This is a genomic window from Fibrella rubiginis, from assembly GCF_017353185.1.
GTDB lineage: Bacteria > Bacteroidota > Bacteroidia > Cytophagales > Spirosomataceae > Fibrella > Fibrella rubiginis.
In genome coordinates, this window is sequence record NZ_JAFMYV010000002.1 from 40,654 (window position 1) to 57,496 (window position 16,843).

The 16,843-nt window shown below is 53.8% G+C and carries 9 protein-coding genes; 7 read left to right on the forward strand and 2 right to left on the reverse strand.

Annotated elements, in window-relative coordinates:
• Nucleotides 1–525 precede the first annotated feature (525 nt).
• Entirely contained in the window at nt 526–1,803 is a 1,278-nt protein-coding gene (locus tag J2I47_RS03705; protein WP_207363215.1) for a flavin-containing monooxygenase, read from the forward strand.
• Nucleotides 1,804–2,130: 327 nt separating this feature from the next.
• Here the strand turns inward: J2I47_RS03705 and J2I47_RS03710 are convergent, their stop codons facing one another.
• Nucleotides 2,131–2,313 (reverse strand): DUF3606 domain-containing protein, encoded by a 183-nt coding sequence (locus J2I47_RS03710; RefSeq protein WP_207363216.1) that lies wholly within the window; start codon nt 2,311–2,313, stop codon nt 2,131–2,133.
• 482 nt (nt 2,314–2,795) lie between these two features.
• On the opposite strand from J2I47_RS03710, the gene J2I47_RS03715 reads away from it, so the two are divergent.
• The 6 genes from J2I47_RS03715 to J2I47_RS03740 all read left to right on the forward strand — a co-directional run bounded on the left by J2I47_RS03715 (nt 2,796) and on the right by J2I47_RS03740 (nt 13,212).
• Nucleotides 2,796–6,944 (forward strand): two-component regulator propeller domain-containing protein, encoded by a 4,149-nt coding sequence (locus J2I47_RS03715; protein ID WP_207363217.1) that lies wholly within the window; start codon nt 2,796–2,798, stop codon nt 6,942–6,944.
• 491 nt (nt 6,945–7,435) lie between these two features.
• Complete coding sequence (locus tag J2I47_RS03720; RefSeq protein ID WP_207363218.1) at nt 7,436–7,867, forward strand: MarR family winged helix-turn-helix transcriptional regulator; 432 nt, start codon at nt 7,436–7,438, stop codon at nt 7,865–7,867.
• Nucleotides 7,864–9,210, forward strand: a complete 1,347-nt coding sequence (locus J2I47_RS03725) for a TolC family protein (protein ID WP_207363219.1) — start codon at nt 7,864–7,866, stop codon at nt 9,208–9,210. The genes J2I47_RS03720 and J2I47_RS03725 overlap by 4 nt, the downstream gene beginning before the upstream one ends.
• An 85-nt stretch (nt 9,211–9,295) precedes the next feature.
• The gene (locus J2I47_RS03730) at nt 9,296–10,408 is read left to right on the forward strand and encodes an HlyD family secretion protein (RefSeq protein ID WP_207363220.1); all 1,113 of its coding nucleotides are present in this window, start codon (nt 9,296–9,298) and stop codon (nt 10,406–10,408) included.
• A 120-nt stretch (nt 10,409–10,528) separates the two neighbouring features.
• On the forward strand, nt 10,529–12,085 hold the full coding sequence (locus J2I47_RS03735; RefSeq protein ID WP_207363221.1) for a DHA2 family efflux MFS transporter permease subunit: 1,557 nt from the start codon (nt 10,529–10,531) through the stop codon (nt 12,083–12,085).
• A gap of 146 nt (nt 12,086–12,231) precedes the next feature.
• The gene (locus J2I47_RS03740) at nt 12,232–13,212 is read left to right on the forward strand and encodes a glycoside hydrolase family 43 protein (protein ID WP_207363222.1); all 981 of its coding nucleotides are present in this window, start codon (nt 12,232–12,234) and stop codon (nt 13,210–13,212) included.
• A gap of 146 nt (nt 13,213–13,358) precedes the next feature.
• Here J2I47_RS03740 and J2I47_RS03745 read toward each other — a convergent pair whose 3' ends face one another.
• Complete coding sequence (locus tag J2I47_RS03745) at nt 13,359–16,841, reverse strand: VCBS repeat-containing protein (RefSeq protein WP_207363223.1); 3,483 nt, start codon at nt 16,839–16,841, stop codon at nt 13,359–13,361.
• Nucleotides 16,842–16,843: the final 2 nt, after the last annotated feature.

Here is a 16,843-nt window from a genome sequence, read left to right on the forward strand (position 1 = left end):
CATTGCTTTTAGAATGAACAAAATGCACCGAACTAATTATAAGCAAAAAAAGCCGTCCCCACTGCACATGAAGGCGGCTTTTCTGTACGTAGAACTGTATTGCTACAATCACCTCTTTTCATTTTTAATATCTGTCAATTCTAATCCGTAGCATATGCACTCGACATACTAATTCCTGTCAGACTGACCGTTTCGGCTACCGACAAGCCTTGTTGGGGCTTTTGGACAAGTGACGCGGTGGTCAGTGCAACCAGCGAGATCAAGATCATAGGGACGGTCCGCCGCGGCGGTGTCTATGCGGCGGACGGGTGATACTGCCCACCGGCGTCAGGTTTTTGGGGTAAAAGTTGTACTTTCCCGCACAGCTTCCATCCAACTCAAAGACAAGGGCGGCTGACCGTTGAGGAGTCATACTTTTGTTGCTTGGCCGCTACAAAATTGAGCTGACTACTAGCTTTTCACAATCCAAGCACGCTCTCACAGATTAATTCACGAATCAATACCAGTCGGCAAGCGCTTAACATCATGGATCATCCTTTTCTCGATGTCGTTGTCATCGGTGCGGGTCATGCGGGTCTTGCCATCAGCAAGCTGTTATCCGATCACCAGCTTAGCCACCTGGTATTCGAACGGGGTAAGATTGGCGAGTCATGGCGTTCGCAACGTTGGGACTCCTTTAAACTTAATTCGGTCAATAGGCTAAACCTGTTGCCAGGACAAACGGCCGTTTTCCAGGATTCAGAAGCGTTTTCTTTCGCACCGGAGTTCGTAACCCAACTAGAAGCGTATGGTCAAGAGTTCGCCCTGCCCATTGTTGAAAATGCGGTTGTTACAGCTATCGAAAAAGACGAAACACGCTCTTTCTTCTCCATTCGTGTTTCGATCCAGGGCGTTCCAGAAGTCTATTACAGCCGACAAGTTGTCGTTGCTTCCGGCGGGCAAAACAAACTAACCGTTCCACATTTTGCCCAAAAGATCGCCCCCGATATTGTCCAAAAACATGCCTCTGAATACCGCAGTGCGGCGCAGTTACCGCCAGGAGCCGTGTTGGTGGTGGGCAGTGCACAATCGGGAACGCAAATAGCCGAAGACCTGAGCAATGCGGGCCGCCAAGTTTTCCTGTCCACCTGCAAAGTAGGCCGCATACCCCGAACGTACAGAGGTAGGGATATTTTCGACTGGATGTTCGAGATGGGCTTGTACGATACGACGCATGAGGAAGCAAGCCCCGACTTGTTACAGACGAGACCACCGCAGGTCTCCGGCGTAGGCATTCGTGGAAAAACCTGCAGTTTGCAATCGTTAGCCCGAAAAGGTGCGGTAATTTTAGGCAAAGTGGAAAACGCCGACAGCGATACGGTTTACCTTCAGCCCAATGCTGCCGAACATGTACTGTTCGCCGATGCGTTTTCCGCTAAGTTGAAGAGCGCCGTTGACGACTACATTCGCCAAGAAAACATAGCGGCACCTTCGCCCGAAGAAGACCCCAACGACCTGCCCGACGAAACCGCTTCCTGCATAGTCTCCGTTACAACGCTTTCGCTAAAAGCCAATAACATCACATCCGTGATTTGGGCAACAGGCTTCAGTAGTGATTTTAGTTACCTGAAGCTACCCGTTTTCAACGAAGACAGAACACTCAGACACCATAATGGTATCGCTGAGGTGGATGGGCTGTATTTTCTAGGGCTTCCCTGGCTGCGCAAAAGAGCGTCAGGCATCATCTGGGGTATCCAGGACGATGCGTCCTGGATTGCCAAACGAATTTTGCAATTCGGTGAACGCCACAAACCGGCTGTTTAAACTGTCGGGGTTGGCATAAACGGCGCACACCCCAAAGCATCCCACCGCCTCTCCTTTTAGAAAAAATAGACGGGTCTTACACCTCGTATGCTGCTCAGGTTGGCCAGACAATAAGATTTAATATGACCTAAATGGAAACATTAGGTCAATACGTCAACGAAGACATCCGCATCAGCGTACAGAGCCCGCTTACCCAACCACAACTGTCGGCGGCTTCAGTTCATATTTAGAATCAAATCGACCACCTGATTAGGGTGCTCAAGACTCTAATAACCAAATGCCGGAGCCAGGCAGAAAGTCCTGCTGGCAACGGCTATTCAGTTAGCCTCACTTTCTACTTGTCAAGTATTTTTCGACGTCAGCGGCCATCACGCCTACCGCCTTGACGGCTGCTGTTAACTGCTCTTTAGTACAGCCAAACTTTTTGGTCCAGTAAGCAACCTCATAGTCTTCATGAATATTGATCCGTTTGTCGTCGGCGGGTCCAGTTTTACTCTTGTCGTCTGCCATCTTGATTGGGGTTTACGTGAGTAAAAGGCTACATCATCCTGCTATGTGAAACAAATGAAGTGATTCCAGCAGCATGGTGAAATGTGGCCGTTTTGTAGCAATCTTAACCACTTTTTGAGGGGTATGTCCTGCGATAATCAGTGAAAATGCTTATCATTAGCTTATCAACTATATCGGTTGAGGGGCATGTATTGTAATGTGCGTCATTTGCACCTAGGCATAGACTATTATTCCCTGATTAATGTCGAAAATCGGACCTCTGCTGCGGACGGTCGTCGACGCGGCAAGTATATCAAGCTGTTCAGATAAGCTCTCAAAGCTAACGTGTCGAGACCAAAATGTGATGTTGAGTTTGGTTTGAAATCTGACATTTTATCTACCTAGTATTGACCTGTTAGCGTATATAAATTTGTTAGAATTTGGCTCAAATGAGCGAGCTTACAAGCTAATTTAGTTCGTGGTAAACCACTTTATAATTCAAGTTGAAAGCTGTACGCCTTATCGTATGTATACTGTTCTGCCTTTGTTCGGTAGCTAAGGCCCAGCAATTTGCTGCTTCTGTACAACATTATGGCCCTGAAAACGGCTTGTCGCATCGGGAAATAAACGCCATTTTACAGGACCGGCGGGGCTTTATGTGGTTCGGTACCAAGTTTGGTCTAAACCGATTCGATGGGCTAAAATTTACCACCTTCACTAAAGAGCGTAACGGGCTCGATTTCGATGAGATAGAGTCTATTGCCGAGGACGCCGATGGCCTTTTGTGGCTCATGGGCGCTTATAAGGACAGTAGGGTGCGGATTACCCTGTTTAATCCGTTGACGAGCACGGCTATTTCATTTGATGAGAAATTCAAAAAGTATCCCTTGACAAGTTCTTTACATGTTAGGCAGCATGTGTTAGGCAGTCCTGACGGCACGATCTTCTTCGCCAGTTATCAACCGGCTATCCTGATATCTTACCATCCCAGGTCCGGCCTTTGCTACGTGCCCCTCGCCCACTATAAAAATCTGACCATTCACCATGTTACCGCCCATAACACCATCTGGGCCACCGCTGATGGCAATCAATTGGTCGAACTAACCGCAGATGGCCGTGTTCTCCATAACTTTCGACATGATCCAGGCACCATTAACGTCTGTTTGGGCCAGCCACATGCAGGTATCGAATTTTTCTATACTGTCTACAATTCAGACACCGATTTACAGGGAGTACTGTATAGTATAGATCAGTTGGGGAATCAACACCAACTACCGGCTTCACTGCGGCAAGGAAGAACTGCGTTTTTCTCCCCAGTATACTATGCGTTTGATAGTAGCGGATTGATTTGGACTGGCACCCATTTACGAAGTGTCACCAAAGGAACCCTATTGGATTTGAAGGAGCAACTGGCAGGCCAGTCGATTGACAATCGCTGTTTCTTCGCCGACAGAAACGGCTGGATGTGGTTAGGGACCAGTTTTGGGGTGTACCAGGTTAAGGTAACGGAAAACTACTTTCACCGCTTCTTTTACGAGCCAACCAACATTCAAGAAAAGGCGGCATCCATTCGGGGTATTTCCGTTGTTGGGGATAAGCTATACGCCAACCTGGAAAAAAAAGGCTTATTTAGCTGCGATCTATCGGGTGAGTTAGTCAAAAAGCTATTAGTGAGTGGCATTTCTTACGGCTTAAGCAATAGTCAGCCTGGAAAACTAAAAATAGGCCAGATGGATTTAGTCACGTATGACATTCGAACCGATTCGCAAACGGTCTCTCCATTGCCCAATGGCGGATCGATCTGGACAATGTCCCCATTTAGTAACCAGCACTTTCTGGCAGGTGGAATGGTAGGTCTCTGGCTTGTCGAGACTAAAACGGGACAGGTTTTGCCTTTTACTAGCTACAACCAGTTTCCCGAACTAGCCAAGTCGCATGTGCTTCATATCGGTGCCGATCGACAGGGGACTCTTTGGATCTGTGCGACTACTGGTTTATATACGGTTGATCCATCAGGGGGTATCACGGCTCGTTACTGGAGTGGAGGCCAGGGGCGCTTTCAGCTGCCTACCGACAGTTATCAGCATTTTTACCAGGATACCCAAGGCTTGTTTTGGCTGGCGACGGCTAATGCAGGGCTCGTTCGGTGGAACCGGCAGCAAAATACCTACCAACAACTCAGACGTACCGATGGGTTGTCCAACGACAATATTTACGCCGTCTATGCCGACCGGCGGGGCCATCTGTGGCTGAGCAGTGACTACGGCATTATGCAGTTTGATCCGGTACGAATGACCACCCGGTCTTACACGGTACAGGATGGCATTACCCACAATGAATTCAACCGCATTGCTCATGTTCAGGCCCAGAACGGCCAGCTTTATTTCGGCGGTCTGAACGGCATAACCGCATTTAATCCACCCGATTTTGAACACGAGAAACCTCCAATTACCCTTCCGCTGCAAATCGTCTCGTTTCGCCAATTTGATTACGCGCTAGACAAACTGGTTGACAAAACCGAAGAAGTGGTAAAAAGTAACTGCATTATTCTACAGCCCGGTGACCGGACGAGTGTACTGGACTTTGCGCTGCTCAATTACGCCGACTCCCAAAAAAACGTGTACGCTTACCAGTTTAAGGGACTTGACAATCAATGGACGTATCAGACTGAACCCTCACTACGGTTGAGTAACTTACCCTACGGCGAGTATCAATTATTGATAAAAGGGCAGGCGGCCGATGGTCAGATATCATCGGCGAACATGACCATCCAGGTCCGCATACAACGCCCTTTTTACCTGCGTAACTGGTTTCTCATGCTCATGCTGTTTCTTCTAATCGGCTCGGTATGGGGATGGGGCCGGTGGCGGAACTGGCAACACCAGCAGGCACAAATCCGGCTGCAAACCCAGATCGACGAGGCAACCCGGATCATTGCCCGGCAGGCGCAGGATCTGCGACAGCTCGACGAGACCAAATCACGTTTTTTTACCAATATCTCCCATGAGTTCCGCACACCCCTGACGGTGATTCTAGGCATGGCCGATAGCCTCCACCAGCAGGCCGACCCCCGGTTGCGGCAGTCGGTTGTCCTGATCGAGCGCAACGGCCGCAACCTGTTGCGGCTGGTCAACCAGATTTTGGACCTTTCCCGGCTGGAGGCTGGCGAGATGCCGCTCACACTCGTACGAATGGACCTGGTGTACTTTATACACTTCGTCGGCGAATCATTTGATTTCACGGCCCGGGCGAAGGGGGTACGCCTGATCGTACACGCTGAAGAAGCCACTTGTGAGGCTGATATCAATCCGGATAAGCTACAGGATATTGTGGCTAACCTGCTGAGCAATGCTCTCAAGTTCACCCCGGCGGGGGGGCAGGTAATGTGTGAAATGGCTATTCTGCCCCGTTGGCAGCCACTTACCCCGGCGGGCTACTACGAGCCACTTACGCCAACCGGTCATCTAAACGACCCGTGGATTCAGCTCACCGTCAGCGATACCGGACCTGGCATTGACCCGGCCAGCCTAACCAAAATTTTTGACCGCTTTTATCAGCGGCCCCACGATTCAGCCGGGCCGCGTCAGGCAGAATTTACCGGCGGTGGTACCGGTATTGGTCTGTCGCTGGTGCGGGAGTTGGTTGACCTGATGCAAGGCGGCCTGGCGGTTCGTAACCGATCCGGTCTGGATGAACCAGACCCCTCCAGGCTGGGCGCTGAATTTGTGGTTCGTCTGCCCTTAACCCGGCAGGCACCCCCGGCCGACGACATACGGCTCATGCCCATTTTGTCCGCTTCGGATCCGGCCATGACGACAGACCGCTGGAGGGATCCGGGCGAGATCGGCGATGGAGCCGAAGCCGGGGTGGAGAAGACTCCTGACCGCCCCTTGCTGCTGCTGGTGGAAGATAATGACGATGTGGCCGCTTACATTCAGACCTGCCTACGGGAGGAATACCAGATCGTGCGGGCCGAAAACGGACAGATCGGCATTGACCAGGCCATAGACATCATACCGGACCTGATTGTGAGCGACGTGATGATGCCCGCCAAAGACGGGTTTGACCTCTGTGACACCCTGAAGAACGACGAACGCACCAGCCATATTCCTATTGTATTACTCACGGCCCGGGCCGCCGTAGATGACCGGATGACAGGCTTACGGCGGGGGAGTGACGCCTATCTGGTTAAGCCTTTTGGGCGCGAGGAGTTACTACTAGTGCTAAATAATCTACTGAATACCAGGCGGTTGCTGCAGTATTATTACAGCCAGCAGGCACTGGGCAATCCAAAACCTGGTCCGGTTTCCGTTGACGGGGCTGATGTGCGGGAAGACCAGTTTGTGGCCAAACTGCGTAGTACTCTGGAACAGCATCTGGATAATGTGGCTCTTGACACCAACATGATTTGTCAGTTGATGGGCATGAGTCGAAACGCGTTGTACCGCAAAGTAATGGCGCTAACAGGCACGTCGGTAATCCCTTATTTGAGGGCGCTTCGCCTGCAAAAAGCCGAAGAACTGCTACTACATTCAGCCCTGAGCGTTGCAGAAGTTGCTTATGCGGTCGGCTTCGACAATCCCCGGTATTTTAGCCGCGTTTTTTCGGAAGAGAAAGGAGTCTCCCCCAGTAGCTTCAGGAGCATGGCGTAGCGGAATCGTATCCCAGCCGTAGGATTCACCTACGTATGCGACTGACTATGGTTGACGATTGCTAAAATGAAATCAAGTGTTTTTGTCAGTACGGTTAGATCAACTCAAAACGTTTTGAGTTGACCATAATATCTGCATACAGCATAACGAGATCTGCATCGTCCTCGTCCGGTATGTGGGTCAGGTGACAGTTCGACAACGGGTTTAGTGGCAACTAAATCGCAACGAAAGCCTCTATCAGCGGGTCGACAGCGTCTAGTTTGGTTGTCATGGACAGATGGGATGGGTCCGCCGTTTGTGGCGAAGCGATTACTATCCCATTTACTTTAAGCAGCTTCGACGGTCCGGCTTATTAAAAACAGCAGGTTGGGCACCAGCGGAAAAACTGGCTAGTCTGTTTGAGCAGGCCCAATTGTGCATATATTTTTGTTTAAACAAAACTCGTTTAAACAAATATCAGTTGTTTAGGTGTCATCCGTTCGATAGGCACTATGGACTACCGCAATGAATACCACCGGCTGATTGGTAGCCTGCACAAAACGGCGGGCTACATCACCAATCATTTCCAGCAAAAACTGGCCCCCTTCGACCTGTCAGTGCAGCAGTATGTGGTGCTGCGGCTGCTGTCGAGGGTGCACCCCGACAGCCTGACGGCAGGGGAGTTGAAAGCTAAAATGACCGACCTCAACCCCGACCTTACTCGTCTCACCGACCGGCTTATTGCCAAAGGCCTGATCCTGCGCGACGTAGATCCGCAAAATCGGCGTCGGGTGATGCTTCGGCTCACCGAGGCTGGCCATAAACTGGTGGAAACGGCGGCGGTTGAGTTCAACGATTTCGAATCGATTATCAGTATGCTGACGCCCGACGAAGTAGCGACGATGAATACCCTCCTGGATAAAATTAGAATCAACATAGCATGAAAAAATACGTGATTGGGGCCGGACTATGGCTCTTGGGGCTTGGCGGGGTTATGGCCCAGCCTAACGCGGCCCAACCAAGTGCGGCCAGTCTGCCGCTCGACAGGGCCATTCAACTGGCTTTGCAGAACAACAAAGGCATAAAACTGGCCGACTCGCGCACGCAGGCTGCCGAGGCCCGCGCCCTGGAGGCCAAAGACCGGAGTTTGCCGCAGGCCGCCGCCTCGCTGGCTTATTCGCGCTACAGTCTCACGGGACCGTTTTCGCTGGGGCAGGGTGCCGACGGGAAACCACTGTTTGGTTTGCCGGGCGGGGCGTTCAACGCGACTATTGGCGGCGTGACGGTGAGCAAAGAGGTGTTTGGTGGTTTCGCTGAGAAATCGGCCCGGCTGTCGGCTGAGTTGCTGGCTCGTGCCAGTCGACTCGATGCCCAGCGCAATCGCGCCGAACTGGTCTATACCGTGACCGATGCTTACTACAACATCGTGAAACTGATTAAGTCAACTACGGTTATTGAGCAGAATATCAAACAGTTCGACGAGCGGGAACGCGAAGCGCAGAACCTGCAAAAAGAGGGTGTGGTCACGGCCAACGAGGTGCTGAAGATTCAGTTGCAGCGTAACAATCTCCAGCTTAGCCGCCTCCAGGTAGACAAGGCCCGACAAACGGCGCTTTATAATTTCAACCTGCTTGTTGGCCTGCCCGAAGACCAAACCGTAACGGTGGATACCACCCTGACTAACCCCGTCACGACGCTGGAACCACTGCCCAATTTCTTAGTTAAAGCTGCACAGGCCCGCCCGGAAGTGGAAGCCAACACCCTGCGCCAGCAGGCTGCCGACGCCCAGTACCGCAACGTGAAAAGCGGCATGTACCCACACTTTGGCGTATCGGGCGGCTACAACTACATCAACCCAAGCGCGACGATCCTTCCCGAAGCGGGAAAATTTATTTCGGCCTGGAACGTGGGTGCGGGGCTGAGCTACAACATCGGGTCGCTGTATAATATGAAGGGCAAGCTGAATACGGCCAAAATTGCCATTGATCAGGCGAGTTTGCAGAGTCAGCAGCAGAATGACCAGATCCGGTCGGAGGTGGTAACGGCGTATAATAACTACCAATTGGCGCTGGAGCAGCAGAACGTAATCCGCACGGCGGTGACGCAGGCAAAGGAAAACTACCGCCTCACCGAATCGCGGTTCCGCAACGGGTTGGTTGGCTCAACGGACCTGCTGGAGGCCGACAGCTTTCTGGTACAAGCTCAACTCAACGTCATCAACGCCACCGTCGATGCACAACTGGCTTACCAACGCCTGCTTAAAGCCACGGGCATAAACTTAAACTAGTTACAGGTCCAAGGTTTAAAGTCTAAGGTCGCTCCGCCAGCGAAAAAGGAACTTTAAACATTAGACCTTGAACATTGAACTCACAATGAATTCCAAATCAATTTTCCGTATTGGCGGCATGATCGTGCTGGTGGCCGCGCTCTTTTTCGGGTACAGCGAATTCCGCTACCTCCAACGCTACGAAACCACCGACGACGCGCAAATCGACGGTGACGTTGACCCCGTTACGCCCAAAGTGGGCGGGTATCTGAAGGCCATCAAGTTTCAGGACAACCAGCTTGTGAAAGAGGGCGATACGCTCTTTATTCTGGATGATGCCGACTACCGCATCCGGGTAGCACAGGCCGAAGCCGCTTTGCAGTCGGCGCAGGCCGGGGTGGGGGTGAGCCGGTCGAACATCAGCGTGGCGGCGGCGACCATTCAAAGCTCGCAAGCCACGGTGCAAACGGCTCGTAATCAGGTGTCTACTGCCCAGGCCAACGTGGCGGCGGCGCAGGCTCGCGCCCGCAAAGCATCGCAGGATTTCGAGCGGTACCAACGCCTTTTAGCCGAAAAAACGGTGCCACAGCAGCAGTTCGACGCCGTTCAGGCTGAGCGTGACGCTGCCCAGGCGCAGCTTCAGGCCGCCCAGGCGCAGTTGCAAACGGCGCAGTCGCAGGTGAGCGCGGCGGGTACGCAAACGGGTGTGACCAACTCACAGCGCCGGGCCACCGAAAGCCAGGTGTCGGTGGTCCAGGCTACCATTAAACAACGGCAAGCTGAGCTGGATTTGGCGCGTCTGCAACTTGGCTACACCATCGTGCGGTCGCCGGTGACGGGCGTAGTATCGCGCCGGACGGTACAGGTGGGGCAACTCATTCAGCCGGGGCAGGCGCTGTGTTCGGTAGTGAGCGCGGCCAACGTCTGGGTAACGGCCAACTTCAAAGAAACACAGCTGGCCAAGATGCAGCCGGGACAGGCCGTTGAGGTTGCCGTTGATGCCTTCGGCGACGAAAAGGTGCCCGGTCACGTAGGGTCGTTTGCCGGGGCTACGGGTGCCAAATTCTCGCTCCTGCCCCCCGACAACGCTACGGGCAACTACGTGAAAGTGGTGCAGCGCATTCCGGTTCGCATTGAAGTCGACAAGAAAAGTCCCCTCTACGCCCGCCTCCGCCCCGGCATGAGCGCCACGGTAGCGGTGGATTTGCAGAACAAGTAAGAATCAAGAAGTGAGAGGTAAGAGGCAAGACGTCAGAGGCAAGAAACAAGATTGTGGTTGCTAACGCCCTGTTCCTGTTTCTCGTCTCATACCTCTTGTTTCTCCTAACCCAACGTAGTTATGAAACTAGGCTTTGATAAATGGGTAGTGGTGATCACGGTGACCGTGGCGGCTCTGCTTCAAACCATCGACTCGTCTATCGTCAACGTGACGCTGAACCAGATGATGGGCAACCTCGGCACTTCCCTCGGCGACATTAGCTGGGTGGTGACGGGCTATGCCGCTGCGAGTGCGGTGATGATCACGATGTCGGGCTGGCTGAGTGCCAAACTCGGTCGCCGAAACTACTTTGCCGCTTCCATTATTTTCTTCACAATTGCTTCCGTTTTCTGCGGCATGTCGACCAATGTGTGGGAACTGGTGTTCTTTCGCGTGGTGCAGGGCATTGGGGGAGGCGGACTCCTGACTACAGCGCAATCCATTCTGATTCAGACGTTTCCGAAAGAAGACCTCGGCATTGCCAACGCCATTTTTGGTGTGGGGGTCATCATCGGACCATCCATCGGCCCAACGCTGGGTGGTTATATTACGGATAACCTGTCGTGGAACTGGGTGTTCTACATCAACATCCCGTTTGGTATTGCGGCTACGGTGCTTACCTACGCCTACATCAGAGAACCCGCCGAAAAAATGGAAGCTGGGGGCTTAGACTGGCTGGCCCTGATCCTGCTGGTGATGGGTATTGGCGGGTTGCAGATCATTCTGGAGAAAGGCGAAGAGAAAGACTGGTTCGATTCCCGTTTCATCGTGGGCATGTCTATCGCGGCAGCCGTAGGGTTAATCGGTTTCATCTGGCGACAACTGGCTGTAAAGCTGCCTATTCTGGATTTGCGATTGCTCAGGCAGCGGCGTTTTGCGGTGGGTACACTCTTTAACTTCATCCTGGGTTTCGGGCTGTTTGCGTCGGTGTTTATCATCCCCGTTTTCTGCCAGACCATCCTGGGCTATACGGCCAGTCAGACGGGCCTGTTGCTCATGCCGGGGTCGATTATGACGGGCCTGATGATGCCGGTGGTAGGTGGGCTGATGCGCAAAAACGTGATCTCGCCCATCTGGTATGCAGCCATCGGTTTCCTGCTGTTTTTCGGCTTCTGCTTCGACCTCTCGCACATCGGCCTCGCCGCCGGACCAGACTACTTTTTCTGGCCGCTCATCATCCGGGGCATTGGCATGGGTATGATCTTCATTCCGCTGACCACCGTAACGCTGTCTGACCTGAAAAGCGTCGAAATTCCGCAGGGATCGGCCCTTTCGGGCATGATTCGGCAGTTGGGCGGTACGTTCGGCACGGCCATTATGACGACCTACATCACTACCCGCACCATGTTCCACAGTTCGCGGCTGGGCGATAATGTGTCGATCTACAACCCATTGTCTACCGACCGAATCAGGCAGTATACGAATCTGTTTTTGTCGAAGGGTGACGCCCTGGTAACGGCCACGAGCAAGGCCTACCGGCTGATGCAGGGTACGGTGATGAAGCAGGCACTGGTGATGACCTACGCCGATGCGTTTTTGGTCATCGGCGCATTTTTTCTGCTGTGTGTACCACTGTTGCTATTGTTTATCGGTAAAAAAATTGAAGCCCCCGCCCATACCGAAATGGCGATGGAGTAGGGAGAAAAAGGAGGAACGGGGGAACGGTAGGAATGGAGAAATGGGCTTGTTCGCTTCGTTCCTCCATTCCTACCTTTCCTCCGTTCCTCCTTTTTCTCCCCTTTCGTACTTTTGGCCCGATGTACGAACCGCTCAACTCTTGCCTCATGACCAACCGCTACGTTATTCTTTTCTGCCTGTTTTTGTCAGCCTTTGCGGCCAACGCCCAAACGGCCAGGACCACATCGGGAAACCCCATTTTTCCCGGCTGGTACGCCGACCCGGAGGCCACCATTTTCGGCAAGACGTACTGGATTTACCCCACCTATTCCGACAAGTATGAGAAGCAGACGTTCATGGACGCGTTCTCGTCGAACGACCTGATCACCTGGACAAAGCACCCGCGCATTGTAGACACTACCAATATTAAATGGGCCAAAAAAGCGCTTTGGGCACCCGCCGTAGTGGAAAAGAAGGGAAAATATTACCTTTTTTTCGGGGCTAACGACGTCCACGAAGGTGAGGTGGGCGGTATTGGTGTGGCGGTGGCTAACTCACCCGCCGGGCCGTTTAAAGATCTATTGGGCAAACCCCTCATCGGCCATATTTACAACAAGGCGCAGCCCATCGATCAGTTTGTTTTTCGGGATAAAGACGGTAAGGAATACCTCATCTACGGCGGCTGGGGCCACTGCAACATCGCGCAGCTCAAGCCCGACTACACCGGCTTCATCCCCTTCCCCGATGGCAGTACGTTCCGCGAAATCACGCCCCAGGACTACGTAGAAGGGCCGATTATGTTTATTCGGAAAGGGCAGTATTATTTTATGTGGTCGGAAGGCGGCTGGACCGGCCCGAATTATTCGGTGGCCTATGCCGTGGCCGATTCCCCGTTTGGGCCGTTTCGTCGGGTGGGTAAAATTTTGCAGCAGGACCCCACCGTGGCTACCGGCGCGGGTCACCACTCGGTCATCAACGTGCCCGGCACGGATGAATGGTATATTGTCTACCACCGCCGCCCCCTCACCGAAACTGACGGCAATCACCGCGAGACCTGCATCGACCGGATGTACTTCGACGAAAAAGGCCAGATTCTACCCGTCAAGATCACCAAAGAAGGGGTGGCGAAACGGGTGATTGGGAAATAGGTTAATGGACAATGAATGGTTAATGGACAATGAATAATGTACAATGTACAATGGTCTGCGTACGCGTAATGCTCGTGCGTCAGCCATTGTACATTGTACATTGTACATTGTACATTATTCATTGTACATTATTCATTGTACATTATTCATTGTACATTAACCTGTCCCACTATTGGGCCGTTGTTGCAGGCTCCGATCACCAGCGTGCCTGTGTTGATGGGTATTGCCACCAACCGCCGGAGATCGCCGGTGAAAAACAGGCCGCTTTGCCGGCTGGTCATGGGCACAAACTGCCTCTTACTTCGCCCAATAAGTAGTAGCCCCTGCCCGGCATCGCAGCGGCCCTGCTGCACGCGGAGGGGGTAGTAATTGCCCGCCAGCAGGATGTCGGCCATGCCGTCGTGGGTGAAATCCTGGACGACAAAGCCTTGTACTGTAGAGAGTTGTGCCTCAGCGGGCAGCGCACGCAGCCGGAACTTGCCATTGCCCAGGTTCTCCAAGATGCTGCTGCTGAGTGTGTTGACGGTTAGCTCCTGTGCTTTTGCCAGCGTTTGGGCATCGAACATCGTCTCGAGGGTGGCTTTGGCATAGTCGGCATAGCGGATGTAGCGTTTGCGGAGGCCGTTGATCTGGTCGAGCAGTTCATCGCGGGAGGCGAGGGGAATATGGACACCGTTGATGCGCTGACTGATGATGGGGTCCACGCGGCCATCATCGTTGACATCGGCCGCCAGGATGGTCAGGGCAGTGTCGCCGCGGGCTTTCCACTGCACGTTCTCGCCGAGGTTGCCAAGCAAAAAATCCAGGTCGCCATCCCCGTCGAGGTCATGAGGGACAATGCACGTCCAGAGGCCACCGGTCTGCGCTAGTCCCGTTGTTTGAGCGTCTGCCTCAGTTAGTGTTCCGGCTTTATTCTGGAACAGTTTCACCGGCATCCAGTCGCCCACCAGCAGCAGATCGGGCTGGTTGTCTTTATTGATATCGGCCCAGACTGCGCCCGTTACCATCCCCGGCGTCAGGGTTTGGGCCACGGAGAAATGGGGGATGCCCGCGCTGTTTTTGCCGTCGTTTTTGAGCAGGTAGGAGGGGGCAGCCACCGGAAACTGACCTGGTACGGCCCGCCCGCCCACAAACAGATCGAGGTCGCCATCGCCATCATAATCGGCGGCGGCTACGCAACTGCCGGGGCTGTGTTCTACGGGCAGGCTACCCACTGGTGCGAGTGCAAACCGTCCGCCGTTGTTCAAAAATAGCTGGTCCTGATAGGCGGGTGAACCGGGGGCATATTCGTTGCCGCCGCGCACCACATACAGGTCAGGATCATGATCACCGTCGGCGTCGAAAAAGAGGGCGGCCACAGCATCAGCGGGGGTGTTTAGGCCGCCTTCGGGCGGTGGAAAAGTACCAGCGGGTGCGGGCGAAAACTGACCACTGGGCTGTTGCAAAAACAGTTGCGACGCCTGCCCCGTTGCTCCGCCCACAAACACGTCGGCGCGACCGTCGCCGTTCACATCGGCCTGGGCCAGGGCTGGCCCCTGCCGCGACAACTGGTAGGGAATGAGCGGCTCCTGCTTAAAATCGACGTACGGATTTTCGTGGTGAACAAACGAAATGCCCGCATCAGTGGCTGCACTAAAAAGGCTGTTCTGGGCCGGTAAAGGCGTTTTTCCGGGTAAGACGTCCCCCGCCTGCTGAATCGTAATTGTCGTATTTGGCGTTACGTTCGGCACCACGCTCATCTGCCCGTCGGGCCAGCGCACCTGCACCTGCACGGGATCTTTTCCACTGCCCAAGCCCACCGTCAGCACTGGTGCCATCGACGATTGGAAGCCCCGCGTGGGTATAAGCTCTTCAGTTTGCTGTAAATCGCCCCGCGTGATGGTCACGAGTGCACCAACGCCAAACCGGTTGCCGCCTTCTCCCGCCAGCTTGATAGTCAGGTGCTGATTGGCGGTCTGCTGCTCAGCGTTATTCTGGTAGATGGCGGCGGGGGCATTGGTGTTGTTAATTACCAGATCCAGATCGCCGTCGTTGTCTAGGTCTGCATACGCCGCCCCCGTCGACACGGCTCCTTCGGCCAGTCCCCAGCGTTTGGTAACGTCGTCGAAGTGAAGGCCGTCGCGGTTGTGGTAGGCCACGTTGTCGGTGGGGGTGGCGGGGAGTTTGGCAATGAGGTCAGCAGCCGGCAGGTTCTGCTCCACGGTTTTCCCTTGTGCCAATACCCGTTGCTTGGCCTCCTCGACGTCATATTTCAGAAAATCGAGGCTCGTAAAATCGCGCGGAATCCCGTTGGTAATGTAGAGGTCTTTCCGCCCGTCGTTATCAAAATCAGCCAGCAACGCCGACCAGCTCCAGTCCGTGTTCGATATGCCCGATAGCTGCCCCGTTTCGGAGAAAGAAGGAGTGAAGGGCTTTGCGTTGAGGGCAGAGAATTCAGTGTTTGGACCGGCAAGCGTCATGTCTGGTGTTCCAATCTTTATCACCTGCTCTTGCCTCTTGTCTCTTGCCGCTCTGCTCTTGTCTCCCCTGTTTAGTTGCAACATATTCCGCATGTGCTGATAGCCGAAACCACTGTCGACCATAAGCTGAAACCGGTCGTACTCGTCGGAGCCTTTCAACAGTTTCTGGCGTTCCCAGGAGGCGGGCAGCATATCGGTGGTGACCACGTCGGGCAGCCCGTCATTGTTGACGTCGGCAACGTCGATGCCCATTGTGTTGCGCGACATGTGCGTGAACGCCGCTTTCGTGGATTCGATAAAGTGCCCGTGCTGGTCGTTGACGTAGAAATAGTCCTGCTCTTCGTAGTCGTTGCCCACATACAGATCGGGCCAGCCGTCGCCGGTCAGATCGCTCACCGCCACCCCCAGCCCAAAGTTGATGCCGCCCCCGTGGATACCCGCTTCGTCGGAGACGTCGGTGAAGTGTCCCCCTTCATTCCTGTACAGCCGATTGCCAAAGTAGGGATGGCGTTTGTTGCGGAGTTTGTGGGTGTTGAAAAACGGCGAATAGAACATGTTGCCATGATTGACCAGAAACATATCGAGGTCGCCGTCACGGTCGTAGTCGAAGAAGGAGGCCTGCGTAGAGAACGTGCCGGGGGCGTCGAGGCCATAGTCGGCGGCGCGTTCGGTGAAGGTGGGTACGTCGCCGGGCTTACGGCAGTTGTTGATAAACAGTTGGTTGGCGCGGGCAGCCGGGTCTTTCAGCGCCGAGTAGCAAACGTAGATATCCAGCCAGCCATCCCCGTTCACGTCGGCCATGGTCACGCCCGTTTTCCAGTGCCCCGCCCGACCGGCCACTTTCGCGGCGGACGTGATGTCTTCAAAAACAAGTGCCGTGCCTGACTCGCCTTTTTTGGGTAGTGATCTATTCAGGTATAGTTTGTTAGCAACCTGGTTGCCAGAGAAATAAATGTCGGCCAGCCCGTCGTTGTTGAGGTCGCCCGTTGCCACGCCGCCGCCGTTATACATGTACTCATAGGTCATCACGTTCTGGCCGGCGGTTTCCGTGATCGTGTTGGCAAACGTGACGTGGGTATCGCTGGCATCGAGCGCCGTAAAGAGGGTAGGGGCTGGCTGCTGGCAACCAGCTATGAATACGACTAGGGCGAAGAGGGAGGGGAAACGCATGG

Bases quoted from the DNA above. Each gene is read 5' to 3' on its own strand.
- J2I47_RS03705 (WP_207363215.1), top strand. From the start codon at position 526: ATGGATCATCCTTTTCTCGATGTCGTTGTCATCGGTGCGGGTCATGCG.
- J2I47_RS03710 (WP_207363216.1), bottom strand. From the start codon at position 2,313: ATGGCAGACGACAAGAGTAAAACTGGACCCGCCGACGACAAACGGATC.
- J2I47_RS03720 (WP_207363218.1), top strand. From the start codon at position 7,436: ATGGACTACCGCAATGAATACCACCGGCTGATTGGTAGCCTGCACAAA.
- J2I47_RS03725 (WP_207363219.1), top strand. From the start codon at position 7,864: ATGAAAAAATACGTGATTGGGGCCGGACTATGGCTCTTGGGGCTTGGC.
- J2I47_RS03730 (WP_207363220.1), top strand. From the start codon at position 9,296: ATGAATTCCAAATCAATTTTCCGTATTGGCGGCATGATCGTGCTGGTG.
- J2I47_RS03735 (WP_207363221.1), top strand. From the start codon at position 10,529: ATGAAACTAGGCTTTGATAAATGGGTAGTGGTGATCACGGTGACCGTG.
- J2I47_RS03740 (WP_207363222.1), top strand. From the start codon at position 12,232: ATGACCAACCGCTACGTTATTCTTTTCTGCCTGTTTTTGTCAGCCTTT.
- J2I47_RS03745 (WP_207363223.1), bottom strand. From the start codon at position 16,841: ATGCGTTTCCCCTCCCTCTTCGCCCTAGTCGTATTCATAGCTGGTTGC.